The 24080-nt window shown below is 61.4% G+C and carries 19 protein-coding genes and 2 pseudogenes; 9 read left to right on the forward strand and 12 right to left on the reverse strand.

Annotated elements, in window-relative coordinates:
- Window positions 1–18: 18 nt before the first annotated feature.
- From NDJ82_RS18275 to NDJ82_RS18310, 8 genes are read left to right on the forward strand one after another with little or no spacing between them, the layout of a single operon-like run.
- The gene (locus NDJ82_RS18275) at window positions 19–1266 is read left to right on the forward strand and encodes an NAD(P)/FAD-dependent oxidoreductase (protein WP_250926019.1); all 1248 of its coding nucleotides are present in this window, start codon (window positions 19–21) and stop codon (window positions 1264–1266) included.
- The gene (locus NDJ82_RS18280; RefSeq protein WP_250926020.1) at window positions 1263–1997 is read left to right on the forward strand and encodes a class I SAM-dependent methyltransferase; all 735 of its coding nucleotides are present in this window, start codon (window positions 1263–1265) and stop codon (window positions 1995–1997) included. Before NDJ82_RS18275 ends, NDJ82_RS18280 begins: the two co-directional genes overlap by 4 nt.
- Complete coding sequence (locus NDJ82_RS18285) at window positions 1994–2476, forward strand: hypothetical protein (RefSeq protein WP_099583767.1); 483 nt, start codon at window positions 1994–1996, stop codon at window positions 2474–2476. The genes NDJ82_RS18280 and NDJ82_RS18285 overlap by 4 nt, the downstream gene beginning before the upstream one ends.
- Window positions 2473–3639: a beta-ketoacyl-[acyl-carrier-protein] synthase family protein gene (locus tag NDJ82_RS18290; RefSeq protein WP_250926021.1), complete on the forward strand. Its 1167-nt coding sequence runs from the start codon at window positions 2473–2475 to the stop codon at window positions 3637–3639. The genes NDJ82_RS18285 and NDJ82_RS18290 overlap by 4 nt, the downstream gene beginning before the upstream one ends.
- On the forward strand, window positions 3636–4097 hold the full coding sequence (locus tag NDJ82_RS18295) for a hotdog family protein (RefSeq protein ID WP_191959754.1): 462 nt from the start codon (window positions 3636–3638) through the stop codon (window positions 4095–4097). Before NDJ82_RS18290 ends, NDJ82_RS18295 begins: the two co-directional genes overlap by 4 nt.
- Complete coding sequence (locus NDJ82_RS18300) at window positions 4094–4822, forward strand: 3-ketoacyl-ACP reductase FabG2 (RefSeq protein ID WP_250926022.1); 729 nt, start codon at window positions 4094–4096, stop codon at window positions 4820–4822. The genes NDJ82_RS18295 and NDJ82_RS18300 overlap by 4 nt, the downstream gene beginning before the upstream one ends.
- Window positions 4822–6048, forward strand: a complete 1227-nt coding sequence (locus tag NDJ82_RS18305) for a beta-ketoacyl-ACP synthase (RefSeq protein ID WP_250926023.1) — start codon at window positions 4822–4824, stop codon at window positions 6046–6048. Before NDJ82_RS18300 ends, NDJ82_RS18305 begins: the two co-directional genes overlap by 1 nt.
- A 26-nt stretch (window positions 6049–6074) precedes the next feature.
- Window positions 6075–6521: a hypothetical protein gene (locus NDJ82_RS18310; protein WP_122305721.1), complete on the forward strand. Its 447-nt coding sequence runs from the start codon at window positions 6075–6077 to the stop codon at window positions 6519–6521.
- Window positions 6522–6616: 95 nt separating this feature from the next.
- On the opposite strand, the gene NDJ82_RS18315 is transcribed toward NDJ82_RS18310, so the two are convergent.
- Entirely contained in the window at window positions 6617–7510 is an 894-nt protein-coding gene (locus NDJ82_RS18315) for a LysR family transcriptional regulator (protein ID WP_250926024.1), read from the reverse strand.
- Window positions 7511–7683: 173 nt separating this feature from the next.
- Here NDJ82_RS18315 and NDJ82_RS18320 point away from each other — a divergent pair, with 173 nt between their 5' ends.
- On the forward strand, window positions 7684–8904 hold the full coding sequence (locus tag NDJ82_RS18320; protein WP_284738631.1) for an MFS transporter: 1221 nt from the start codon (window positions 7684–7686) through the stop codon (window positions 8902–8904).
- 32 nt (window positions 8905–8936) lie between these two features.
- Here the strand turns inward: NDJ82_RS18320 and NDJ82_RS18325 are convergent.
- The 11 genes and pseudogenes from NDJ82_RS18325 to pilM all read right to left on the reverse strand — a co-directional run.
- A pseudogene (locus NDJ82_RS18325) lies at window positions 8937–9425 on the reverse strand (cytochrome b/b6 domain-containing protein); the annotation flags it as partial.
- Window positions 9426–9620: 195 nt separating this feature from the next.
- Window positions 9621–10688, reverse strand: coding sequence for a uroporphyrinogen decarboxylase (gene hemE / locus NDJ82_RS18330; RefSeq protein WP_112193061.1), 1068 nt, complete (start codon window positions 10686–10688; stop codon window positions 9621–9623).
- Between the two features lie 241 nt (window positions 10689–10929).
- Window positions 10930–12348: a glutamate synthase small subunit GltD family protein gene (locus tag NDJ82_RS18335; RefSeq protein ID WP_016979195.1), complete on the reverse strand. Its 1419-nt coding sequence runs from the start codon at window positions 12346–12348 to the stop codon at window positions 10930–10932.
- A 32-nt stretch (window positions 12349–12380) separates the two neighbouring features.
- A complete protein-coding gene (gltB, locus tag NDJ82_RS18340; protein WP_112193060.1) occupies window positions 12381–16826 on the reverse strand; it encodes a glutamate synthase large subunit in 4446 nt (1481 codons plus the stop codon).
- Between the two features lie 353 nt (window positions 16827–17179).
- The gene (locus tag NDJ82_RS18345; RefSeq protein ID WP_250926026.1) at window positions 17180–18742 is read right to left on the reverse strand and encodes an SPOR domain-containing protein; all 1563 of its coding nucleotides are present in this window, start codon (window positions 18740–18742) and stop codon (window positions 17180–17182) included.
- Window positions 18743–18752: 10 nt separating this feature from the next.
- Window positions 18753–19853, reverse strand: coding sequence for a 3-dehydroquinate synthase (aroB, locus tag NDJ82_RS18350; RefSeq protein WP_250926027.1), 1101 nt, complete (start codon window positions 19851–19853; stop codon window positions 18753–18755).
- Between the two features lie 125 nt (window positions 19854–19978).
- Window positions 19979–20497, reverse strand: a complete 519-nt coding sequence (gene aroK, locus NDJ82_RS18355) for a shikimate kinase AroK (RefSeq protein WP_010213757.1) — start codon at window positions 20495–20497, stop codon at window positions 19979–19981.
- Between the two features lie 4 nt (window positions 20498–20501).
- Window positions 20502–21758 (reverse strand): annotated as a pseudogene (locus tag NDJ82_RS18360) (type IV pilus secretin PilQ); the annotation flags it as partial.
- A 138-nt stretch (window positions 21759–21896) separates the two neighbouring features.
- Entirely contained in the window at window positions 21897–22868 is a 972-nt protein-coding gene (locus tag NDJ82_RS18365) for a pilus assembly protein PilP (RefSeq protein WP_250926028.1), read from the reverse strand.
- Window positions 22865–23416 carry a PilN domain-containing protein gene (locus tag NDJ82_RS18370; RefSeq protein ID WP_099583791.1) on the reverse strand — a complete coding sequence of 184 codons (552 nt, stop codon included), beginning with the start codon at window positions 23414–23416 and terminating at the stop codon, window positions 22865–22867. Before NDJ82_RS18370 ends, NDJ82_RS18365 begins: the two co-directional genes overlap by 4 nt.
- Window positions 23413–24069: a type IV pilus biogenesis protein PilM gene (gene pilM / locus NDJ82_RS18375; RefSeq protein WP_250926050.1), complete on the reverse strand. Its 657-nt coding sequence runs from the start codon at window positions 24067–24069 to the stop codon at window positions 23413–23415. Before pilM ends, NDJ82_RS18370 begins: the two co-directional genes overlap by 4 nt.
- Window positions 24070–24080: the final 11 nt, after the last annotated feature.

Below are 24080 nucleotides of genomic sequence, written 5' to 3' on the forward strand. Positions count from 1 at the left end.
AAGCGGCAAGGAGCCCTCGTGCCCACAGTTGAAATGGAACGTCGCCAGGTTGTAGTGATTGGCGCCGGCCCGTCCGGCGCTATCGCCGCCGCGCTGCTCAAGCGCAAAGGGCATGATGTATTGATCATCGAGCGCCAGTATTTCCCACGGTTCTCGATCGGCGAAAGCCTTCTGTCCCACTGCATCGACTTTATCGAAGAAGCCGGCATGCTCGACGCCGTGCAGGCCGCCGGCTTCCAGGTAAAAACCGGTGCCGCGTTCGCCTGGGGCGAGCGCTACAGCGCTTTTGATTTCAGTGACACCTTCAGCAACGGCAAACCGACCACCTTCCAGGTGCAGCGCGGCGAGTTCGACAAGCTGCTGGCGGACCAGGCAGCGTTGCAGGGGGTGGAGATCCGCTACGGCGAGACCATCGTCGGCGTGGACTTCGCAGGCGATAGCCGCTACCTGCATGTACGCCGCGAGAACGGCAGCGAGTACCACCTCAAAGCCAGGTTCGTGCTCGATGCCAGCGGCTACGGCCGCGTGCTGCCGCGCCTGCTGGACCTGGAAGCGCCGTCGAATTTCCCGGTGCGCCAGGCGGTGTTCACCCACATTGAAGACCGCATCGAACACCCAGGTTTCGACCGTACCAAGATCTTGGTGACCACTCATCCAACCCAGCGCGATATCTGGTTCTGGACGATCCCGTTCAGCAATGGCCGGTGCTCGGTGGGTGTGGTCGCGGCCAAGGAGCATTTCGACGGCCGCGACGGAGACCTCGATGCCTGCCTGCGCGGCTTTATCGACGAAACCCCAAGCCTGTCCGGCGTGCTGCACAACGCGGTGTGGGACACGCCGGCGCGCACCATCGGCGGCTACTCGGCCAACGTCAAAACCCTGCACGGCCCGGGCTTTGCGCTGCTGGGCAATGCGGCGGAATTCCTCGACCCGGTGTTCTCCTCCGGCGTGACCATTGCCATGCGCTCGGCCAGCATGGCGGCCGGCCTATTGGACCGTCAGCTCAAGGGCGAAACCGTGGACTGGCAAACCGAGTTTGCCGCGCCGCTCAAGCGCGGGGTCGACACCTTCCGCTGCTACGTCGAAGGCTGGTACGCGGGGACGTTCCAGGATGTGATTTTCCACCCCGAAAGTTCGCCGGAAATTCGCCGCATGATCAGCGCGATCCTCGCCGGCTACGCGTGGGACGAGCGCAACCCGTTTGTCAGCGAGCCCAAGCGACGATTGCGGATGTTGTCGGAGATTTGCGCGAGTGAGCCGGTATGAGCACTCAATACCTGAGTAAAAACTACGTCGAAGAGACGAAGTTCGGCTTCTGGTTCCTGCGCAGCCACACCTGGCAGCACCATGTGCTGCGCGTGGCAATCAACGACCTGCGCAGCCTGTTCACCGACCCGCTGCCCGAGGCGCCGGTATTGCTGGACGCCGGTTGCGGCCAGGGCAAGTCGTTCCGGTACTTGCAGCAGGTGTTCGCCCCCGAGCGCCTGATCGGCCTGGATGCCGACCCCCACAGCCTGGCATTGAGCAAGGCTGAAGCCGCACGCCAGGGCCTGGCCATCGAGCTGATCGGCAGCGACTGCGCGACCCTCGATGTGCCGGACGAAAGCGTCGATATCCTGTTCTGCCACCAGACCTTCCATCATCTGGTCGAACAACATCGCGCACTCAAAGAGTTTTACCGGGTGCTCAAGCCGGGTGGCTACCTGCTGTTTGCCGAATCCACCGAGGCCTATATCGATACGTGGGTGATCCGCTGGCTGTTCCGTCACCCCATGCACGTGCAGAAAAGCGCCGAAGAATACCTGCAGATGCTCCGCGAGCAGGGCTTTGAGTTCGGCCCGCAGAACGTTTCTTACCCGTACTTGTGGTGGAGCCGTTCCAGCGACTTCGGCCTGCTGGAACGCTGGGGCCTGCGGAGTCCGCCGCCAGTGGGCCAGCGCGAAGAAACCCTGGTCAACTGCGTGGCGCGCAAGCCCCTGGCGAGTGCCGCACCATGATGCGCAGCCTGTTGATCGGCTGCCTGTTGCTGCTGAGCGCCTGCGCCAGCCAGCCGCCGCTGCCGGAAAAAACGCCCGCGCTCGCGTTGCCGATGCAACTGCATGTGCAGCGCCAGGCCGATGGCCAGAGCCAGGACTGGTTGCTGGTGATCCAGCGCGAAGGCGGCGCCATCCGCTGGTCGATGATGGACCCGCTGGGCATTCCCCAGGCCCGGCAAAAACTGATCGATGGCGCCTGGCAGGCCGATGGCTTGCTGCCGCCCAATCCCCAGGCGCGAGAGCTGTTCGCCGCCCTGCTGTTCGCCCTGACCTCGGCGGACGACGTGCGCGCGCTGTATCCGAGCGCCCAGGCGAGGGACCTCACACGGACCCTGCCGGGGCATTGGCAGATCGTCTACCAGTCTTCAGAAGTCTTCAGCGTGAACATGACCGGCCAACCCATGAGCTACCGCATCACACCGCTCGGTGCCGCCCAATGACCGCCTACCTCAACGCCCTTGGCGTGATTTGCGCCCTAGGCCGGGGTCAAGCGCAGGTCAGTCGCAACCTGTTTGCCGGTGACTGCTCAGGCATGTGCGCCGAAAACGGCTGGGTGCCCGAGCGCATGCTGCCGGTAGGCAGTGTGCGGGGCGAATTGGCGACCATCCCAGTGGAACTCGGCCAGCAGAGCAGCCGCAATAACCAACTGTTGCTGGAAGCGGCGTTGCAAATCGAGGACGAGATCCGCCAGGCGATCCACACCTACGGCGCTTCGCGGGTCGGCATTGTGCTGGGCACCAGCACCTCGGGCATCGACGAAGCCAGCCGCGGCATCGCCCTGTACCTGCGCGACAAGCACTTCCCCTGCGACTACGACTACCAGCAACAGGAACTCAGCGCCCCGGCGAACTTCCTCGCCGACTGGCTGCAACTGAGCGGCCCGGCCTATGTGATATCCACCGCCTGCACCTCCAGCGCCCGCGCCCTGATGAGCGCCCAGCGCTTGCTCGACCTGGGGATGTGCGATGCGGTGATCTGCGGCGGTGTGGACAGCCTGTGCAAGCTGACCCTCAATGGGTTCAGCGCGCTGGAAGCCGTGTCGAACGAGCGCTGCAATCCGTTTTCGGCGAACCGCAACGGCATCAATATCGGCGAAGCAGCGGTGCTGTTTGTGATGAGTAAAGCGCCTGCGCCCATCGCCCTGCTGGGCAGTGGCGCCAGTTGCGACGCCCACCATATTTCTGCGCCCGAGCCTACCGGCAAAGGCGCATTGCAGGCGATGCGCAAAGCGCTGGCCAGTGCAAAACTGGCGCCCGAGCAGATCGGCTACCTGAACCTGCATGGCACCGCCACCCAGCACAACGACGCGATGGAAAGCCTGGCCGTCGCCAGCCTGTTCCCCGACGGCGTGGCCTGCTCATCCACCAAGCCCATGAGCGGCCATACCCTCGGCGCAGCCGGCGCACTGGAAGCCGCGTTTTGCTGGCTGAGCCTGACCCACGGCCGCGTCCCTCCCCATGTGTGGGACGGCCAGGCCGACCCCACGTTGCCTGCCCTGCAATGGGCGCGCAGCGGCGAAACCCTGGAAAAACCCTGCCTGATGAGTAACTCGTTCGCCTTCGGCGGCAACAACGTCAGCCTGATTATCGGAGAGGCTCCATGACCGCTTGGCCACTCGCCGACCTGCTGCCCCACGCGGGCGACATGATCCTGATCGACCAGGTGCTGTCGTTCGATGAAGAGCAGATCCACACCCGCACCACCGTCAAGCCTGGCGGCCTGTTCAACCGCGCTGACGGTAGCCTGCCAGCCTGGGTCGGCATCGAGCTGATGGCGCAGAGCGTTGCCGCCTACGCCGGTTGCCGTGCGCGCCAGAAAGGCGACGCGGTGGAACTGGGCTTCCTGCTCGGCACACGTAAGTTCGAGTGCAACGTGGAACACTTCCCGGCAGGCGCCGAGCTGACCATCCACGGCCTGCGCTCTCTGGAAGACGACAACGGCATGGGTGTGTTCGAATGCCACCTGACCGGTGACGGTATCCAGGCCAGCGCCCGCTTGAACGTATTTCGACCGCCCCAGGCGGCCACTTATTTAGATGAATCGAAGGACGAAACGCCATGACTGAATCCGTACTGGTCACCGGCTCCAGCCGTGGCATCGGCCGCGCCATTGCCCTGCGCCTGGCTCAGGCCGGGCATGACATCGTGCTGCATTGCCGCAGCGGCCGTGCCGAAGCCGACGCGGTGCAGGTCGAAATCCAGGCCCTTGGCCGCACAGCACGGGTGCTGCAATTCGACGTGGCGGATCGTGCGATCTGCAAGCAGATCCTTGAGGCGGACGTCGAGCAACATGGCGCCTACTACGGCGTGGTGCTCAACGCCGGGCTGACCCGAGACGGCGCGTTTCCGGCCCTGTCGGAAGACGACTGGGACGTGGTGATGCGCACCAACCTGGATGGTTTCTACAACGTGCTGCACCCGGTGATGATGCCGATGATTCGCCGTCGCGCCGCCGGGCGTATCGTGTGCATTACCTCGGTGTCGGGGCTGATCGGCAATCGCGGCCAGGTCAACTACAGCGCCTCGAAAGCCGGCCTGATCGGCGCGGCCAAGGCCCTGGCGATCGAGCTGGGCAAGCGCAAGATCACCGTCAACTGCGTCGCGCCTGGGCTGATCGACACTGCGATGCTGGACGAGAACGTACCGGTGGAAGAACTGATGAAAATGATCCCGGCACAGCGCATGGGCACGCCGGAAGAAGTCGCCGGTGCGGTGAATTTCCTGATGTCGGCCGAAGCCGGCTATATCACCCGCCAGGTGTTGGCCGTGAATGGAGGCCTGTGCTGATGAAACGTGTAGTCGTCACTGGCATGGCCGGCATGACCTCCCTGGGCGGCGATTGGGCGACCGTCTCGGCCAACTTTCGCGCCAACCGCAGCGGTATCCGGCGCATGGACGAGTGGGACCGCTTTACCGAACTGAACACGCGCCTGGCCGGGCCCATCGATGATTTCGTGGTGCCAGCCCATTGGACCCGCAAACAACTGCGCAGCATGGGCCGCGTCTCGCGCCTGGCGGTGTGGGCGGCGGAGCAGGCATTGCAGGACGCCGGGTTGCTCGGTGATGAGTCGATCAAGGACGGGCGCATGGGCGTGGCCTGTGGTTCGTCCACCGGCAGCACCGATGAGATCAAGGCCTTCGGCAATATGCTGCTGAACTCAGTGGCCGAGGGGCTGAATGCCAACTCGTATGTGCGGATGATGCCGCACACCACGGCGGCGAATATCAGCATCTTTTTTGGCCTGACCGGGCGGCTGATCCCCACGTCCAGTGCCTGCACCAGCGGCAGCCAGGGCATCGGTTATGCCTACGAGGCGATCAAGTTCGGCCGCCTGCCGTTGATGCTCGCCGGCGGCGCCGAGGAGCTGTGCCCTACCGAAGCCATGGTGTTCGACGCACTTTACGCCACCAGCCTGAAAAACGACGCCCCGCAAACCAGCCCACGTCCCTACGACAGCGGTCGCGATGGCCTGGTGATCGGCGAAGGCGGCGGCATGTTGGTGCTGGAAGAGTTGGAACACGCCCTGGCGCGGGGCGCACATATTCATGCCGAACTGGTCGGCTTTGGCAGCAACGCCGACGGCCAGCACACCACCCGCCCCGAACAGAAAACCATGCGCCGCGCCATGGAGCTGGCCCTGGAAGATGCCGGGCTGACACCCGACGCGATTGGCTACGTGAACGGCCACGGCACCGCCACCGATCAAGGCGATATCGCCGAGACCCTGGCCACCAGCAGCCTGTTCGGCAGCCGCATGCCTATCAGCTCGCAGAAAAGCTTCCTCGGCCACACCCTCGGGGCGTGCGGGGCGCTGGAGTCGTGGTTCACCATCGAGATGATGAACCGCAACCAATACGTGCACACCTTCAACCTGGAGTCCGTCGACCCGCAATGCGGCGAACTGGATTACCTGCAAGGTGAATTCCGCGAGATGCACCACGATTACGTGATGAACAACAACTTTGCTTTTGGCGGCGTGAATACGTCGCTGATCTTCCGCCGCTGGTCCTGAATTTTAAATCGATTGGAGAATACGGAATGTCTTCCTTGCTACGCGCCACCCTGATCACCCTGGCCCTGTTGACCACGGCCGGCTGCACCAACAAACCGGTGCTCAACACCCAGCATGACCTGCCGGTCAACGCCCAGGTCAGTGAAGAAAAAATGAAGGCGGTGATCGTCAACGCCCTGCAAAAACGCGAGTGGACGGTGCAACGCCTGAGCCCGCAACTGGTGCAGGCCGAAATCACCGTGCGTAACCAGTACTACGCCGCCATCGACATCCGCTACACCCGCAACAGCTACGCCATCACCTACCGTGACAGCCGCGACCTGGGCTACAAGGACGGCAAGATCCATCGCAACTACAACCGCTGGGTGAACAACCTGGACAGCGACATCATGGCCGGCTTGCGCAGCAATGGCGTGAGTGGTGAGCAGGGCTCGGCGGCGCAGTTGTTTGAGCAGACGGGCACCACCAAGTAAAACCGAGATTCTGTGGTGAGCGTGCTTGCCCGCGATGGGCTGCGTAGCAGCCCTCAGATCAGGCGCCGCATTCTGGCTGACAGAGCGCGGCGTTTTTATTGGGCGGCCTTACGCGTCAACAACTCCACAAACGCCTTCGCCATCGGCGTCTGCGCGCCCTTGCGCTGTACCAGCCATACCGAGGTCACCGCCTCGGGATCCAGCAAAGTGCGATACACCACGCCGTCAATGCGGATGCGCTGATAAGACGCCGGCAACACCGACACCCCCAGCCCCGCCGCCACCAGGCCGATGATGGTCATCGCCTCTCCTGCTTCCTGGGCGAAGCGCGGGCTGAAGCCAGCGTCGCGGCACAGGTTCAGCAGTTGGGCATACAGACCGCTCCCATAGCTACGTGGGAAAAACACAAAAGGCTCGTCAGCCAATTGCGCCAGATGCAAGCCTCGCTCGCTGCCGTCCACCAGCGGGTGACCGGCGCTCAAGACTGCGACCAACGGTTCGCGCATCAGCTCGATCACGCTCAACGAATCCGGCAGCGGCAATGGCCGCATCAGCCCCACCTGGATCGACTCATCCACCAGCGACTCAGCCACTTCGGTGCTGCTCATTTCCTGAAGGTTCAGGTGCACCGCCGGGAACGCCTGGCGAAACGCAAAGATCGCCTGGGGAATACTGGCGTTGAACGGCGCGGACGAGGTGAAGCCAATCTTCAGCTCCCCCAACTCACCCAACTGTGCGCGCCGCGCTACATCCCACGCCTTATCCACTTGGGCCAGCACCAACCGTGCTTCGTGCAGGAACAGGCGCCCCGCTTCACTCAACTCAACCCGACGATTGGTGCGCTCGAACAACCGCGCCCCCACCTCCTGCTCCAGCGCCTGGATCTGCTGGCTCAGTGGCGGTTGCGAGATGCCCAGCACCTGCGCGGCGCGGCCAAAGTGCAACTCTTCGGCGACGGCGATGAAGTACCGCAGATGACGCAATTCCATGCAAACCCCATTAGGTCGTAAAAGCTATCAAACAGGTCGAACAATATATTGGAAAGAATCATTAGCCAGCTATATTCTTTTTTGCATTGCCAGCCCTGACAGGCTTTTGCCCCCCCGAGGTCCCCGTGAAATCTGCTGTCGCGCCACTCGCTCAAGACGTCCCGCCTACTGCACTGGATGAGGTGGTGGCTCAGCTCAATGACGTGTTCATCGAAAAAGGCACGCCTATGTTCATGCGCACAGTGCTGGCGCTGTTCTCTGGCGGCTTTGCCACGTTTGCCCTGCTGTACTGCGTGCAGCCGATGATGCCGGCGCTGTCCCACGAGTTTTCCATCAACGCTGCGCAAAGCAGTCTGATTCTGTCGGTGTCCACTGCGATGCTGGCGTTGGGCCTACTGATCACCGGGCCGATTTCCGACACCCTGGGGCGTAAACCGGTGATGGTCGCTGCGCTGTTCTGTGCGGCGCTGGCCACAATTGCCAGCGGCCTGATGCCGAGCTGGGAAGGGATTCTGTTGATGCGTGCGCTGGTGGGGCTGTCACTCAGCGGCCTGGCCGCCGTGGCGATGACCTACCTGAGCGAAGAGATCCACCCACAACACATTGGCCTGGCCATGGGCCTGTACATCGGCGGCAATGCCATCGGCGGCATGAGCGGTCGCCTGATCATCGGCGTGTTGATCGACTTCGTCAGCTGGCACACCGCGATGCTGATTATCGGCGCCCTGGCGCTGATCGCGGCCACGGTGTTCTGGAAAATCCTCCCCGAATCGCGCAACTTCCGCGCCAGCAGCCTAAAGCCGCGCAACCTGGTGGATGGCTTTGTCATGCACTTCAAGGACGCGGGCCTGCCGTGGCTGTTCCTGGAAGCCTTCCTGTTGATGGGCGCATTTGTGACGATGTTCAACTACATCGGCTATCGCCTGCTGGCCGCCCCGTACGACCTCAGCCAGGCCGTGGTCGGGCTGCTGTCGTTGGTGTACCTGTCGGGCATCTACAGCTCGGCGAAAATCGGCTCCCTGGCCGACCGCCTTGGCCGCCGTCGCGTGCTGTGGGCCACGATTGTGCTGATGCTCTGCGGCATGCTGCTGACCCTATTCTCCCCACTATGGCTGGTGGTGCCGGGCATGCTGATCTTCACCTTCGGCTTCTTCGGCGCCCACTCGGTGGCCAGCAGCTGGATCGGCCGCCGTGCGACCAAGGCCAAGGGGCAGGCGTCGTCGTTGTACCTGTTTTGCTATTACGCTGGCTCCAGCGTCGCGGGCACTACGGGTGGATTCTTCTGGCACCTTGCCGGGTGGAACGGCATTGGTGCGTTTATCGTGGCGCTGTTGATTGGCGCGTTGCTGGTGGCGTTGAGGCTGGCGAAGTTGCCGCCGTTGGCCGCCGCTTGAAGAACCGGCGCCTTGAACGACATCCGCGCCATCACCCGTTTACCCCGGCGCTCATGCATGACTACAGCACCAATATGCATGACCAACATCAACAACAACCCCACGCAAGACAACACATGCACGCGGGTGTACCAGGCAATGCGTGCCGGGTCGCTGTCGAACGGCATGATGGAGACCAGGTTAAAGATATTGATCGGCCGATCCATCATCAGCACCCCTGTGGCCAACACCACTGCCAACACCAGGTACATGGCCTTGTGGACCAACAACGCGATGTATTCCTGCGGTGAGCGCTTGATGGAGAAATCCAGGCCATGGGAAAACGAACAATAGACCCGCAAGGCGAAGACAGGGATGTAGAGGGTAGTCAACGACACATTGAAAAAGCCGACCCATGCCTTGACCGGCGCGGGCACCGTAAACACGGCCACGAAGAAACCCGACAACAACGCCCACAAAATGACGACGGCCGAGATCCAGTGCAGCAACTTCTGGCGTGTTGAGTAGGAAACGGTATTCATCTGGAATCACCTGACAATTATCGCCAGTGGCTGGCGGGTGGAAGCGTCGGGTAGGATTTTTACCGAGACGAGTTACCGAGGCTGTAGGAAAAATCCCAAATAACTCAAATTACCAAGACCGGGCTTAACGAACGCTGAAACGCAACGAGCCCCGCTTTGCCAGGCAAAACGGGGCTCGTTTTTCAGGAGGGAAGCTTACTCGTGGTATTGCGCGGACAGTTCATGCACCGCTCGCAGGAACGCGCCGGCATGCTCCGGGTTCACTTCCGGCGTAATGCCATGGCCGAGGTTGAACACGTGCCCGGTACCTTTGCCATAGCTGGCCAGGATGCGACCGACTTCGGCGCGGATCGCTTCCGGCTTGGCGTACAGCACGGTCGGATCCATGTTGCCTTGCAGCGCGACGCGGTTGCCCACGCGCTGGCGGGCTTCGCCCAGGTCGCAGGTCCAGTCCAGGCCCAAAGCATCGGCACCGGCGTCGGCGATGCTTTCCAGCCATAGGCCGCCGCCTTTGGTGAACATGATCACCGGCACTTTGCGACCTTCGTGTTCGCGGATCAGGCCGCTGACGATTTTGCGCATATAGGCCAGGGAGAACTCCTGGTACGCCGCCGCCGACAGGTTGCCCCCCCAGGTATCGAAAATCTGTACCGCTTGCGCACCGGCCATGATCTGGCCATTGAGGTACGAGGTGACGGACTGTGCCAGCTTGTCCAGCAGCAGGTGCATGGCTTGCGGATTGTCGTAGAGCATGGCCTTGGTCTTGCGGAAGTCTTTCGACGAGCCGCCTTCGACCATATAGGTGGCCAGGGTCCATGGGCTGCCGGAGAAGCCGATCAGCGGCACGCGGCCGTTCAGCTCACGGCGGATGGTGCTCACGGCGTCCATCACGTAGCCGAGGTCTTTGTGTGGATCCGGGATCGGCAACGCTTCGATGTCGGCCAGGGTACTGACGACTTTCTTGAAGCGCGGGCCTTCGCCTGTCTCGAAGTACAGGCCTTGGCCCATGGCGTCGGGGATGGTCAGGATATCGGAGAAGAGGATGGCCGCATCCAGTTGTGGGTAGCGGTCCAGCGGCTGCATCGTGACTTCGCAGGCGAACTCCGGATTCATGCACAGGCTCATGAAATCGCCGGCTTGAGCGCGACTGGCGCGGTATTCCGGCAGGTAGCGACCGGCTTGACGCATCATCCACACAGGGGTGACGTCTACAGGTTGCTTGAGCAGGGCACGAAGGAAACGGTCGTTCTTGAGGGCAGTCATGTCGGCATCCGCAAAAAAAGTGCGGGCATTTTCTCAGAGCCAGACGCAAAAGGCACGGAATGCGCCGTGCCTTTTGTCTATCGGGTCAATTTGTCGCGGACATGAAAGCGCTGCAAATCAAATGTGGGAGGGGGCTTGCCCCCGATTGCAGTGTGTCAGTCCCAGTATCTTTGACTGATACACCGCTATCGGGGGCAAGCCCCCTCCCACACTTTGATCCCATTTCAACCTGGGATCGGGGTCAGACTTGCAGGTAGTCCAGGATGCCTTCGGCGGCGTTGCGACCTTCGAAGATCGCGGTTACCACCAGGTCAGAGCCGCGCACCATATCGCCACCGGCGAAGATTTTCGGGTTACTGGTCTGGTGCTTGTACTGGCCTTGTTCCGGGGCCACAACGCGGCCCTGGCTGTCGGTCTGGATCTGGAACTGCTCGAACCACGGCGCCGGGCTTGGGCGGAACCCGAAGGCGATGACCACGGCGTCGGCCGGGATGATCTCTTCGGAACCAGGGATCGGCTCGGGGCTGCGACGGCCACGGGCGTCCGGCTCGCCGAGACGGGTCTCGACCACTTTCACACCTTCGACGCGGTCTTCACCGACGATGGCGATCGGCTGGCGGTTGTAGAGGAATTTCACGCCTTCTTCCTTGGCGTTCTTCACCTCTTTGCGCGAGCCGGGCATGTTGGCTTCGTCACGACGGTACGCACAGGTCACCGACTTAGCGCCCTGGCGGATCGAGGTACGGTTGCAGTCCATCGCGGTGTCACCACCGCCCAGCACCACGACCTTCTTGCCTTTCATGTCGACGAAATCTTCCGGCGACTTTTCAAAGCCCAGGTTGCGGTTGACGTTGGCGATCAGGAAGTCGAGCGCGTCATACACGCCAGGCAGGTCCTCGCCGGCAAAGCCGCCCTTCATGTAGGTGTAGGTGCCCATGCCCATGAACACGGCGTCGTATTCTTCGAGCAGTTGCTCCATGGTGATGTCTTTGCCGATTTCGGTATTGAGGCGAAACTCGATACCCATGCCGGTGAAGACTTCACGACGGTGGCTCAGCACGGTTTTTTCCAGCTTGAACTCCGGGATACCGAAGGTCAGCAGGCCACCGATTTCCGGGTTCTTGTCGAACACCACCGGGGTCACGCCGCCACGCACCAGCACGTCGGCACAGCCCAGGCCCGCCGGACCCGCACCGATGATGGCGACGCGCTTGCCGGTCGGCTTGACCTTGGACATGTCCGGACGCCAGCCCATGGCGAAGGCGGTGTCGGTGATGTACTTCTCCACCGAACCGATGGTCACCGCGCCGAAACCGTCGTTAAGGGTACACGCGCCCTCGCACAGACGGTCCTGCGGGCACACCCGGCCGCACACTTCCGGCAAGGTGTTGGTCTGGTGCGACAGCTCGGCGGCGGCGAGGATGTTGCCCTCGGCCACCAATTTCAGCCAGTTGGGAATGAAGTTGTGCACCGGGCACTTCCATTCGCAATACGGGTTACCGCACCCCAGGCAGCGGTGGGCCTGGTCGGCCGAGTGCTGGGGTTTGAAGGGTTCGTAGATTTCCACGAACTCTTTCTTGCGTTGACGCAACAGTTTCTTCTTCGGATCTTTGCGCCCGACATCGATGAACTGGAAGTCGTTATTCAGACGTTCAGCCATGTTAAAACCTCATCAAACTCTTCAGGCGCATATCACTGCGGATTGGCACGGATGCTGGAAAGCAACGATTTCAGGTTGGCAGCCTTGGGCTTGACCAGCCAGAAACGACGCAGGTAATCATCGAGGTTTTCGGCGAGGTTACGACCCCATTCGCTGCCGGTTTCCTCAACGTACTCGTCCAGCACGTGCTGCAAGTGGTTCCGGTAGGACTCCATGGCTTCGCCGCTGATCCGCTGGATCTCGACCAACTCGTGGTTGACCTTGTCGACGAAGGTGTTGTCCTGGTCGAGCACGTAGGCGAAACCGCCGGTCATGCCCGAACCGAAGTTGTAACCGGTCTTGCCCAATACCGCGACAAAGCCACCGGTCATGTACTCGCAGCAGTGATCGCCTGTGCCTTCCACCACGGTGTGGGCACCGGAGTTACGCACGGCGAAACGCTCACCGGCAGTCCCGGCGGCGAACAGCTTGCCACCCGTTGCGCCGTACAGGCAGGTGTTGCCGATGATGGCACTTTCCTGACTCTTGTAGACGCTGCCTTTTGGAGGAACGATCACCAGCTTACCGCCGGTCATGCCCTTGCCTACGTAGTCGTTGGCGTCGCCTTCCAGGTACATGTGCAGGCCGCCTGCGTTCCACACGCCAAAGCTCTGACCCGCAGTGCCCTTGAAGCGGAAGGTGATCGGCGCTTTAGCCATCCCTTGATTGCCGTGCTTGCGTGCGATTTCGCCGGAGATGCGTGCGCCGATGGAACGGTCGCAGTTGCAGATATCCAGGGCGAACTCGCCACCGCTGGCGTCGCTGATCGAGGAACCGGCCATATCGACCATCTTCTCGGCCAGCAGGCCTTTATCGAACGGCGGGTTGCGCTCTACGCCGCAGAACTGCGGTTTATCGGCCGGAATGTGATCGCTTCCCAACAACGGCGTCAGGTCCAAGTGGTGCTGCTTGGCGGTCTGGCCCTGCAGGATTTCCAGCAGGTCGGTACGCCCGATCAGCTCTTCCAGCGAACGCACGCCCAGCTTGGCCAGCCACTCACGGGTCTCTTCGGCGACGTAGGTGAAGAAATTCACCACCATGTCGACGGTGCCGATGTAGTGATCCTTGCGCAGTTTCTCATTCTGCGTCGCGACGCCGGTGGCGCAGTTGTTCAGGTGGCAGATGCGCAGGTATTTGCAACCCAAGGCAATCATCGGTGCAGTGCCGAAGCCGAAGCTTTCAGCGCCGAGGATTGCAGCCTTGATCACGTCGAGACCGGTTTTCAGGCCGCCGTCGGTCTGGACACGGACCTTGCCGCGCAGGTCGTTGCCACGCAGGGTCTGGTGGGTTTCGGCCAGACCGAGTTCCCACGGCGCGCCGGCGTACTTGATCGAGGTCAGCGGCGATGCGCCGGTACCGCCGTCGTAGCCGGAGATGGTGATCAGGTCGGCATAGGCCTTGGCCACACCGGCGGCAATGGTGCCCACGCCGGCTTCCGCTACCAGTTTCACCGAGACCAGGGCCTTCGGGTTGACTTGCTTGAGGTCGAAAATCAGCTGCGACAAGTCTTCAATCGAATAGATGTCGTGGTGCGGCGGTGGCGAAATCAGGGTCACGCCTGGCACTGCGTAACGCAGCTTGGCGATCAGACCGTTGACCTTGCCCCCTGGCAGTTGCCCGCCTTCACCGGGCTTGGCGCCCTGGGCAACCTTGATCTGCAGCACTTCGGCGTTAACCAGGTATTCCGGGGTCACACCGAAACGACCAGTGGCCACTTGCTTGATTTTCGAGCTCTTGATAGTGCCGTAGCGCGCCGGGTCTTCGCCGCCTTCGCCGGAGTTGGAACGCGCACCCAGGCGGTTCATGGCTTCGGCCAGGGCTTCGTGCGCCTCAGGCGACAAGGCGCCCAGGGAGATACCGGCGGAGTCGAAACGCTTGAGGATCGATTCCAGCGGCTCGACTTCACTGATGTCCATCGGCGTGTCCAGGGTCTTCACCTTGAACAGGTCGCGAATCATCGACACCGGGCGGTTATCCACCAGCGAGGTGTATTCCTTGAACTTGGCGTAGTCACCCTGCTGCACTGCGGCTTGCAGGGTGCTGACCACGTCCGGGTTGTACGCGTGGTATTCGCCACCGTGTACGAACTTGAGCAGGCCGCCTTGCTGGATCGGCTTGCGCGCGCTCCAGGCTTCGGCTGCCAGGGCTTTCTGTTCGGCTTCGATGTCGACGAAACGCGCACCCTTGATGCGGCTTGGCACGCCACGGAAGCTCAGGTCGCAGACTTCTTCGGACAGGCCGATGGCTTCGAACAATTGAGCGCCGCGATAAGACGTGACGGTGGAGATGCCCATCTTCGACAGGATCTTCAGCAGGCCTTTGGTGATGCCTTTACGGTAGTTCTTGAACACCTCATAGAGGTCGCCCAGTACTTCACCGGTACGGATCAGGTCGCCCAGCACTTCGTAAGCCAGGAACGGGTACACCGCCGAGGCGCCGAAACCGATCAACACCGCGAAGTGATGCGGGTCGCGGGCGGTGGCGGTTTCGACGAGGATGTTGGAGTCGCAGCGCAGGCCTTTTTCGGTCAGCCGGTGGTGCACTGCACCAGTGGCCAGTGAAGCGTGGATCGGCAGCTTGCCCGGCGCGATATGGCGGTCGGTCAGCACGATCTGGGTACGACCGGCGCGCACGGCTTCTTCGGCCTGATCGGCGACGTTGCGCACAGCGGCTTCAAGGCCGAGGGCTTCGTCGTAGTTCAGGTCGATGATCTGGCGGTCGAAGCCCGGGCGATCCAGGGTCATCAACGAACGCCACTTGGCCGGCGAAATCACAGGCGAGCTGAGGATCACGCGGGAGGCATGCTCAGGCGATTCCTGGAAGATGTTGCGCTCGGCACCGAGGCACACTTCCAGGGACATCACGATGGCTTCGCGCAGCGGGTCGATCGGTGGGTTGGTCACCTGGGCGAACTGCTGGCGGAAATAGTCGTACGGCGTGCGCACGCGCTGGGACAGCACGGCCATCGGCGTGTCATCGCCCATGGAGCCGACCGCCTCGTAGCCTTGCTCGCCGAGTGGACGCAGCACCTGGTCGCGCTCTTCGAACGTGACCTGGTACATCTTCATGTACTGCTTGAGCTGGTCGACGTCGTAGAAAGCCGAACCGTGGTCGTTGTCTTCCATGGTCGCCTGGATGCGCAGGGCGTTCTTGCGCAGCCATTGCTTGTACGGGTGACGGGACTTCAAGCGGTTGTCGATGGCGTCGGTGTCGAGGATCTGCCCGGTTTCGGTGTCCACGGCCAGGATCTGGCCAGGGCCGACGCGGCCTTTGGCAATGACGTCTTGCGGCTTGTAGTTCCACACGCCAATTTCCGACGCGAGGGTGATGAAGCCGTTGGTGGTGGTGACCCAACGCGCCGGGCGCAGACCGTTACGGTCGAGCAGGCACACCGCGTAGCGGCCGTCGGTCATGACCACGCCGGCCGGGCCGTCCCACGGCTCCATGTGCATCGAGTTGTACTCGTAGAATGCACGCAGGTCCGGGTCCATGGTTTCGACGTTCTGCCACGCAGGCGGAATGATCATGCGCACGCCACGGAACAGGTCGATGCCGCCGGTGACCATCAGTTCGAGCATGTTGTCCATGCTGGAGGAGTCGGAACCGACGCGGTTGACCAGCGGGCCAAGCTCTTCCAGGTCCATCAGGTCATTGGCGAACTTGGTGCGACGGGCCACGGCCCAGTTGCGGTTGCCGGTGATGGTGTTGATCTCGCCGTTGTGGGCGAGGAAGCGGAACGGCTGGGCCAGCGGCCATTTCGGCAGGGTGTTGGTGGAGAAGCGCTGGTGGAACACGCAGATCGCGGTTTGCAGGCGCTCATCGCTCAGGTCTGGATAGAAGGCGGTCAAGTCCGCCGGCATCATCAGGCCTTTATAAATGATGGTCTTGTGGGAAAAGCTGCAGATGTAGTGGTCGGTATCGGCGGCGTTAAGCACCGACGAGCGGCGACGGGACGTGAACAGCTTGATCGCCATGTCCTGGTCGCTCAGGCCGTCACCTGCGATGAACACTTGTTCGATCTGCGGCAGGCGCTCCAGGGCCAGGCGGCCGAGCACGCTGGTGTCGATGGGCACTTTGCGCCAGCCGACAAGCTGCAGTCCGGCAGCGGCAATCTCGCGGTTCATGTTCTCGCGAGCAGCTTCGGCTTTGACCGGGTCCTGGTTGAAAAACACCATGCCCACGGCGTACTGCTTGGGCAGGTCGACCGCAAAATGCTCTTTGGCGACAGCGCGCAGGAATTGGTCGGGCTTTTGAATCAGCAAGCCGCAACCGTCACCGGTCTTGCCGTCGGCGTTGATCCCACCGCGGTGGGTCATGCAGGTCAGGGCCTCGATGGCCGTTTGCAAAAGGGTATGGCTGGGCTCGCCCTGCATGTGGGCTATCAGGCCGAAACCGCAGTTATCCTTGAATTCATCGGGTTGGTACAGACCTGCTTTCATAGACACTTTCTCACCAGGCTGCCTCTTATACCGAGGCAAATTTCTTTTCAATTCAACCGGTTACCTTCCACGCCGAACGTACGCCGACTTAGCGGGGGCAAAAGGGAGGTCATTGTACACACCGACACAGACGCTCACAAATTTAGCGACGAAATGTCGCAAATCTATGTCGCATTTATGAAAGGTTTAAAGCGATATGCTGTGCTAGTCAAAACTTTTTTAATTCTGACCGCTACGACTCAAAAGCCACTGTGACGCAGACACCACAAAGCGCGCGGCCTTGAGGGCAGCACGCACTTGCGGTTTTAATTTTGAGGTGCCGGGAGGGCGGCCTGGGTAAGGCCGCCGGATCTTCAGCGAGTTGTTGCGAGTTCTTGTTGAACGCTGGCAACAGTGCGAGGCCAAGGTTTACCAGCCTGAACCTTCGCTGGCAAGGTTTTGATCGCAGAATCAGCTGCGGCACGGCTTGCGAAGTTGCCGTAGGTGATCACATAGAGAGGCTTGCCGTTGAGCACTTTCTTGAAATAACGGTACTCGCCGCCCTGCTCTTTCACGAACGCCTGGGCGTTGGCTTCGGAGCTGGTGCCGAGGATCTGCACCACGAAGTTGCCGGTTGGCTGGCTGGCGTACCAGCTGCTGCCGGCGGCGCCTGCCTTGGCGACGGTGGCAGGTTTTTCCACAGGCTTGGTCACGGGCGCAGGCTTGGCTGCCGGAGCGGGCGCTACGGGCTTGGTGACAGGTGCAGGCTTGGCAGTTGCGATGGTTGGCGCCGGTGTCGGCACGGCGGCTGGCTTGGTGGCAGGCTGACCCGCTGGCACGCCCGCAGGTGGCGCGGTGGTCGTGACGGTCGGTGGTGTGGCGCTGGAGCCCTCTACCGGTACGCCGTCGTCGCCTTCGGAGATCCCACCGGCCTCTTCGGCGAGCGGGCCGCGCATCACAGGCTGACCCACCATTGGCAGGTTGGTCGGTTGGCCGGAGTTGGCGAACTCGACATTCGGCGTAGGCTTGCCCAGTGGCAACTGCGCCTGTTCGGTTGGCGCGCTGGCGGTGGTCGGCGCCTTGTTGCGACCCGGAATCAACCAGGCGGCGGCAACAGCGACCACGACAACGGCAGAAATCGCCAGTACGTGCTTCTTAGGCATAGTGAACCCCATCTTTGGACGCTTGACCGCGGAGCGGCTGGCAATCATGGCTTCGATCATTGCATCGCGGGCAACCTGGTTGATGGTGCCAGGCCAGCCGTCGGAGCTTTCGTGAATATCAGAGATCTGATTTGCCGTGAAAAGTTCGATACCGGCCCCGGCGCCTTCGAGGCGTTGAGCCAGGTATTCGCGGGTTTCCTCTTCTTCGTACGGCTGCAATTCGATGACGTGGAACAGCTCCTGATCACCGCTGATCTGCTCCAGATCGGCGATCAGCGACGACTCACCGAACAGGAACACATGGGGACGACCTTCCGGCGTACCAGCCGCCAGCGCCAACAGCGCTTCCAGGGCAGATTCGTCGAGCTGCTCGGCGTCATCCACCAGCAGGTAGACTTCCTGGCCGGTGAGGCCCAGTTGCACGATCTGCTTGAGGATCGCGCTCGGTTCGACAGTGGACACGTCCAGGGACTGTGCAACCTGGCGCAGCACGCCGGCCGCATCGCCGTTGCCACGGGCCGACACCACCACACTTTGCACCGATTGCTTGTTGGTACTGGCAACCAGGGCTTGGCGCAGCAAGGTTTTGCCGCTGCCCAACGGGCCGGTTACAACCAACAGCAACTGGCTGTAGCGTGCGAGGTGGTGCAGTTGCCCGAGCACCGGCTTGCGCTGGGCCGGAAAGAATTTGAAACCAGGCACCCGCGGAGCAAAAGGGTCGTGGCTTAAGTGGTAATGGCCGAGGAACGCCTCGTCGGCATGCAAACTAGTCATCGGGATCTTATTAACCTTTAAGCTGGGCCAGGGCGCGGTAATCCGCTCCCAGCGTGGCCTGTAAAATCTCTTTCGGATAATCGTCGGTCACCACCGCTTCACCCATGTGGCGCAGCAGTACCAGTCGCAGTCGACCGTCGATCACTTTCTTGTCTATCGCCATATGTTCGAGGAAGTCCGCCTCGGTCATTTCCTCAGGCGGAATCACCGGCAGGCCGGCGCGCTGGAACAGGCGGATACCGCGATCACGCTCCTGGGCGCTGATCCAGCCCAGGCGTTGCGACATCTCAAGTGCCATTACCGTGCCAGCCGCTACGGCTTCACCATGCAACCACACACCATAGCCCATGTGCGTTTCGATCGCATGGCCGAAGGTATGGCCCAGGTTCAGGGTAGCCCGTACACCGGACTCCCTTTCGTCAGCATTGACCACCAACGCCTTGGCGGCGCAGGAGCGAGAAATCGCTTCGGTCAGTGCGACCTGGTCGAGGCCGCGCAGGGCGTCCACGTGTTTTTCCAGCCAGGTCAGGAACGGCTCATCGCAGATCAGCCCGTATTTGATGACTTCCGCCAGGCCCGCAGACAGCTCGCGCGGCGGCAAGGTGTTGAGGGTCGCGGTGTCGATCAGTACGGCCTGGGGCTGGTAGAACGCGCCGACCATATTCTTGCCCAGCGGGTGATTGATGCCGGTCTTGCCGCCCACCGACGAATCGACCTGGGACAACAGGGTGGTCGGCACCTGGATGAAGTCCACACCACGCTGGTAGCAGGCTGCTGCAAAGCCCGCCATGTCGCCGATCACACCGCCGCCCAGGGCAATGACAGTGGTGCGGCGATCATGGCGTGCGGTGAGCAGGCCATCAAAAATCAGTTGCAGGGTTTCCCAGTTCTTGTGGGCTTCGCCGTCGGGCAGAATCACGGAGATCACTGAGTACGCCGCCAGGCTGCGGCTCAGACGCTCAAGATACAGCGGCGCGACCGTTTCGTTGGAGATGATCGCCACTTGCCGCCCGGCAATATGCGGTGCGAGCAACTCGGGCTGGTCCAGCAGACCTTCGCCAATATGGATCGGGTAGCTGCGCTCGCCTAGATCGACCTTAAGTGTCTGCATGTGTCCCCGCGTTGAAGATGTGTTGACGATCGGCAGCGTCGAGATCCGACACCGCCTGATGGCTCTACGCCACACCCTGCAGGGTGATAGCGCGCCGCCGAGAATAGCGCATTTCGAGCTTGTCTTTAACGGGGTGGCAGCCGTTGCAGGCGCTCAAGAATGTCGAGGACCACCATCCGCGGAGGCCGCTCATCGGTTTCCACCACCAGATCGGCGATTTCCCGATACAGCGGATCGCGGAGCGTGAGCAGGTCGCGCAAGGTTTTTTCCGGGTTGGCCGTGCGCAGCAACGGGCGATTGCGATCACGGGCGGTGCGGCCCACCTGCTGCTCAACCGACGCATGCAGATAGACCACCCGACCACCGGCATGCAGCGCACGACGGTTTTCATCGCGCATCACCGCGCCACCGCCGGTGGCCAATACCACGCCATCGCAGCCGCAAAGCTCGGCGATCATCGCCTGCTCACGGTCACGAAAGCCCAACTCGCCTTCCTTATCGAAGATCCATGGGATATTGGCACCCGTGCGCAATTCAATTTCCTTGTCGGAATCTTTGAATGGCAGGCGCAGCTCTTTGGCCAGCAAACGGCCGATGGTGCTTTTTCCAGCCCCCATCGGTCCTACAAGAATCAAATTTCGCACAGAATCAACGACTCACAGCAATCGCCTGGTTATTCATAATACGCGGAGTCAGGAATACCAGCAGCTCGGATTTTTTATCCGCCACCACATCGCGCCGGAAAAGGCGGCCAAGATACGGCACATCGCCCAAAAATGGCACTTTATCTACCACTTTGCTTTGGGTATTGGAGAAAACCCCGCCAATGACGATGGTCTCGCCATCCTTGACCAGCACCTTGGCGTTGACCTCGTTTTTCTTGATCGGCGGTACGTCATTGAGTTTGTTGAGGTAGTCGGGCTCATCCTTGGTGACCTTGACCACCATGATCACGTGATCATCGGGGGTGATTTGCGGGGTGACCTCCAATGACAGGGAGGCCTCCTTGAACGACACTGACGTAGCACCCTGGGAGGTGGATTCCTGGTAGGGAATTTCGGTGCCCTTCAAAATGCGTGCGGTTTCCTTGTCGGAGGTGACCACCTTGGGCTGCGAGACGATTTCGCCATTACCGGTTTTCTCCATGGCGGTCAGTTCCAGGTCCAGTAGCAGGTTGTCGGTGATATACGCGATACCAAGACCTGAGGTACCCGTGAGCGAGCCCAGATCTACAAACGGCGAGCTGGGCGGATTTTCCGGGGCTTGGGCTCCGTCCGGAAGAGGCTTCTGGATACCTCCGGCAGCCCAATTGCCTCGATTGAGTCGCCCGCCCCAGCGCGCACCCAGGCTTTTGTCGTAATCGACATTGGCCTCGACAATCCGCGCCTCGATCATCACCTGGCGCACCGGGATGTCCAATTGCGCGACGATCCGCCTTAGCTCTTCCAGCCGCTCACCGGTCTGGTAGGCAATGATGTTATTGGTGCGATCATCCACGGCGACTGAACCGCGCTCATCCGTCGTGCCTTCAAAGCCGCTCACCGACTGGAAAAGCTTGGCCAGGTCTGACGCCTTGGCGTAGTTGACCTGCAACAACTCACGGCGCAGCGGCGCCAGGTCGGCCATCTGCTTACGCGACTCCAGCGTCAGCAGTTCACGAGCAGCCAGTTCCTCAGCGGGCGCCACCAGCAGGACGCCGGCCTTTATGCGCTTGTCCAAGCCTTTGGTTTGCAGCACCAGATCCAATGCCTGATCCCAAGGCACGTCCCTGAGGCGCAGGGTGATGGAGCCTTGCACGTCGTCGCTGGCCACCAGATTGAGGCCTGCCACGTCTGCGATTTGCTGCAATACAGCGCGCAGGCCGATGTCCTGGAAGTTGAGACTCAGCTTGTCACCTGTATAGGCACCCGACAGCGCATTGCCGGGGGGCGGTAGCTGGATGAGATCCACACGATTGGGCACAGCAGCAGCCATCGGTGCCGTGAACGCTATCCATAGCGCCACACCGAAGGACGAGAAAGTCCTTTTCATTGTTTGATTCCGTTATGTGTTGAGGTTTAGTACGAGGGTTCGCGGGCGCTCCAGCCATGCACCCTGTTCATCGGGGAACAACTCCACCAATTCTATGTGGCCGTCATGAATCGCCGTGATCCGACCGTGATCCGGCCCCAGGAAATCCCCGACCGCCAGGCGATGCACCGTCGACGCCTGGCGCAGCAGGACGAAGAGCTGCGGCCCACGAGACAATGTGCCGACCATGCTGAACTGATCCACTGCGAGGCTTTCCAGAACACCACGCGGGCGAGCGGGGTCTGGGGCGACAGCTGCCCGGCCAGGTGCATGATCGACATGCAAGGCAAGGGGCTGGAACGGATCACGAAGACCGGAGGCGTTATAGACAAAGGATTGCCCTTGCATGGCAGGCGCACGTCGTTTAACGCCTTGCTGCCTGTGCCAATAGCTCTTAACCACCAGATCAAGGCTCAGCAGCTTGCCATCTCGTCGCAGCGCAACATCATGCACCGTAGCGAAACGTGACAGGCCACTCAGGGCACTCACAAACGTCGCCAGGTCGTGATAGGCGCCGGTAGCACCGAGTTGAACGGGCTGCTCGTTATAGACCGGCCGAGGCTGCTCATCCAACGGCGCAATGCTCTCTATCACCAACCCATTGGCCAATGCCAACCGCGCAATATCCTCCAGCAAACCGGGCATTTCGGACTCACCAGGCAATTGCTGCAAAAGCCCGCTGACCTGCTCCTGCATCAGTTGGAACTGGCGAGCCTGCTCTTCAAGGCTGTTGACCAAGACAGTTTTTTCCGCGTGTTGCTGCTGCAAGGCAGCTTCCTGCACCTCGACCTGATGCAGCCGCTCCCGCGACGGGCCCAGGTATACAAGGTCGCCCACCGCCAGTACCACAGCGGCCAGCGCACAGCCCAGCAGAACCCTGCCAGGTAAGGGCCATTTTGCAGCGTGGTGAGTCAGCGCGGAAAATTCGAGCCTGGGCAGGCTCATGGCTGGGCCTCGGAGGATTCTCCCTGGCGCACCATCAACTGGAATTCATTGTTACCGCGAGTGCCCTCGGTTCGCACATGCTGCAGGCGTGTGGAATGAGCGCCTTCGGAGGCTTCAAGGCGACGCATCAACTGGGCAATGTCCTGGCTGGACTCGGCACTGCCGCTGATACTCACGGTATCGCCCTTGGCCACAACCTCATGCAAGTGCACGCCATCAGGCACCGCACGGGCCAGTTGATCCAGCAACTGTGCGCCGGCAGAGCGATTATCGTGCAGGTCCTGCACAACCTTCATGCGTTCTGCCAGTTGCTGGCTTTGCATCTGCAGGTCGTCAATGGTCTTGATGCGCGAGTCCAGGACGGCGACGTCCTTGGCCGCATGATTGTTTCGTGTCACCTGCCGGTCGATGGCCTGGTCGATCACCTGATCCGCCAGCCACACCGCTGCGAGCGCCACGCAGGCAAACGCCGCCAGCAGCATCAGGAAATATTTACGCCGCCGTTCCGCCAGCGCCTGGCGCCAAGGCAAAAGATTGATTCGTGTCATCCAGCGAAACTCCTCAGGGCCAACCCGCAAGCGACTCCCATCCCTGGGGCATCCACGACCCACTGTTTACCATCGACTCGATGGCCCGGCGTGAAGCTGGCGAAATCCTGACTGCAAGCGCGCGCCAATGCAAACCCTTCGACATCGACCACACCGGCAACCAGCCCCGCCAGGGCCAAAACTGCTTCACGGGCCTCGACATGCTCCTTCAGACATGCCGCCAGCAATACTTCGACCCGAGTCGGATCCTGCTCCGACATCCCCTGCACCTGAAAGTCCAGCGCCACCTCATCCAGCGGGTAAGGGATGTATTGATCCGCCTCCGCTTGAATCCTGCGCGCCATTTCGTCGTCGTCGAGCCCCGCCTGCACTTCGATTACCCGCGTAATGACCGAAGGGCCCGCCACGGCAACCGCCGCCTGCCTGGCAGACGTATGCAGCCTGGACACAGCCAGGTGCAGCGCCTGCCCTATGCCTTCCAGGTCCAGCAAGGTGCCGTCGACCACCGCATGAGCCGGCAGCCCTTGTGTGGCGTAGCCTTTCACGGTGTAACCGCTGGCTGAACGGCTCAATTCAACCACTTTGATCGCCGTTTCATTGATGTCGACACCCAGGACGGTGTCGACTTTTCGCCTGAAAAATCCCTTTCCCATAAAACTCCCTA

Source organism: Pseudomonas sp. SR18 (genome assembly GCF_023701505.1).
GTDB classification, from domain to species: domain Bacteria; phylum Pseudomonadota; class Gammaproteobacteria; order Pseudomonadales; family Pseudomonadaceae; genus Aquipseudomonas; species Aquipseudomonas cyclaminis.

Excerpts from the sequence above, each read along its gene's own strand:
- NDJ82_RS18280 (WP_250926020.1), top strand. The coding sequence starts at position 1,263 with ATGAGCACTCAATACCTGAGTAAAAACTACGTCGAAGAGACGAAGTTC.
- NDJ82_RS18285 (WP_099583767.1), top strand. The coding sequence starts at position 1,994 with ATGATGCGCAGCCTGTTGATCGGCTGCCTGTTGCTGCTGAGCGCCTGC.
- NDJ82_RS18290 (WP_250926021.1), top strand. The coding sequence starts at position 2,473 with ATGACCGCCTACCTCAACGCCCTTGGCGTGATTTGCGCCCTAGGCCGG.
- NDJ82_RS18295 (WP_191959754.1), top strand. The coding sequence starts at position 3,636 with ATGACCGCTTGGCCACTCGCCGACCTGCTGCCCCACGCGGGCGACATG.
- NDJ82_RS18300 (WP_250926022.1), top strand. The coding sequence starts at position 4,094 with ATGACTGAATCCGTACTGGTCACCGGCTCCAGCCGTGGCATCGGCCGC.
- NDJ82_RS18305 (WP_250926023.1), top strand. The coding sequence starts at position 4,822 with ATGAAACGTGTAGTCGTCACTGGCATGGCCGGCATGACCTCCCTGGGC.
- NDJ82_RS18310 (WP_122305721.1), top strand. The coding sequence starts at position 6,075 with ATGTCTTCCTTGCTACGCGCCACCCTGATCACCCTGGCCCTGTTGACC.
- NDJ82_RS18315 (WP_250926024.1), bottom strand. The coding sequence starts at position 7,510 with ATGGAATTGCGTCATCTGCGGTACTTCATCGCCGTCGCCGAAGAGTTG.
- hemE (WP_112193061.1), bottom strand. The coding sequence starts at position 10,688 with ATGACTGCCCTCAAGAACGACCGTTTCCTTCGTGCCCTGCTCAAGCAA.
- NDJ82_RS18335 (WP_016979195.1), bottom strand. The coding sequence starts at position 12,348 with ATGGCTGAACGTCTGAATAACGACTTCCAGTTCATCGATGTCGGGCGC.
- gltB (WP_112193060.1), bottom strand. The coding sequence starts at position 16,826 with ATGAAAGCAGGTCTGTACCAACCCGATGAATTCAAGGATAACTGCGGT.
- NDJ82_RS18345 (WP_250926026.1), bottom strand. The coding sequence starts at position 18,742 with ATGACTAGTTTGCATGCCGACGAGGCGTTCCTCGGCCATTACCACTTA.
- aroB (WP_250926027.1), bottom strand. The coding sequence starts at position 19,853 with ATGCAGACACTTAAGGTCGATCTAGGCGAGCGCAGCTACCCGATCCAT.
- NDJ82_RS18365 (WP_250926028.1), bottom strand. The coding sequence starts at position 22,868 with ATGAGCCTGCCCAGGCTCGAATTTTCCGCGCTGACTCACCACGCTGCA.
- NDJ82_RS18370 (WP_099583791.1), bottom strand. The coding sequence starts at position 23,416 with ATGACACGAATCAATCTTTTGCCTTGGCGCCAGGCGCTGGCGGAACGG.
- pilM (WP_250926050.1), bottom strand. The coding sequence starts at position 24,069 with ATGGGAAAGGGATTTTTCAGGCGAAAAGTCGACACCGTCCTGGGTGTC.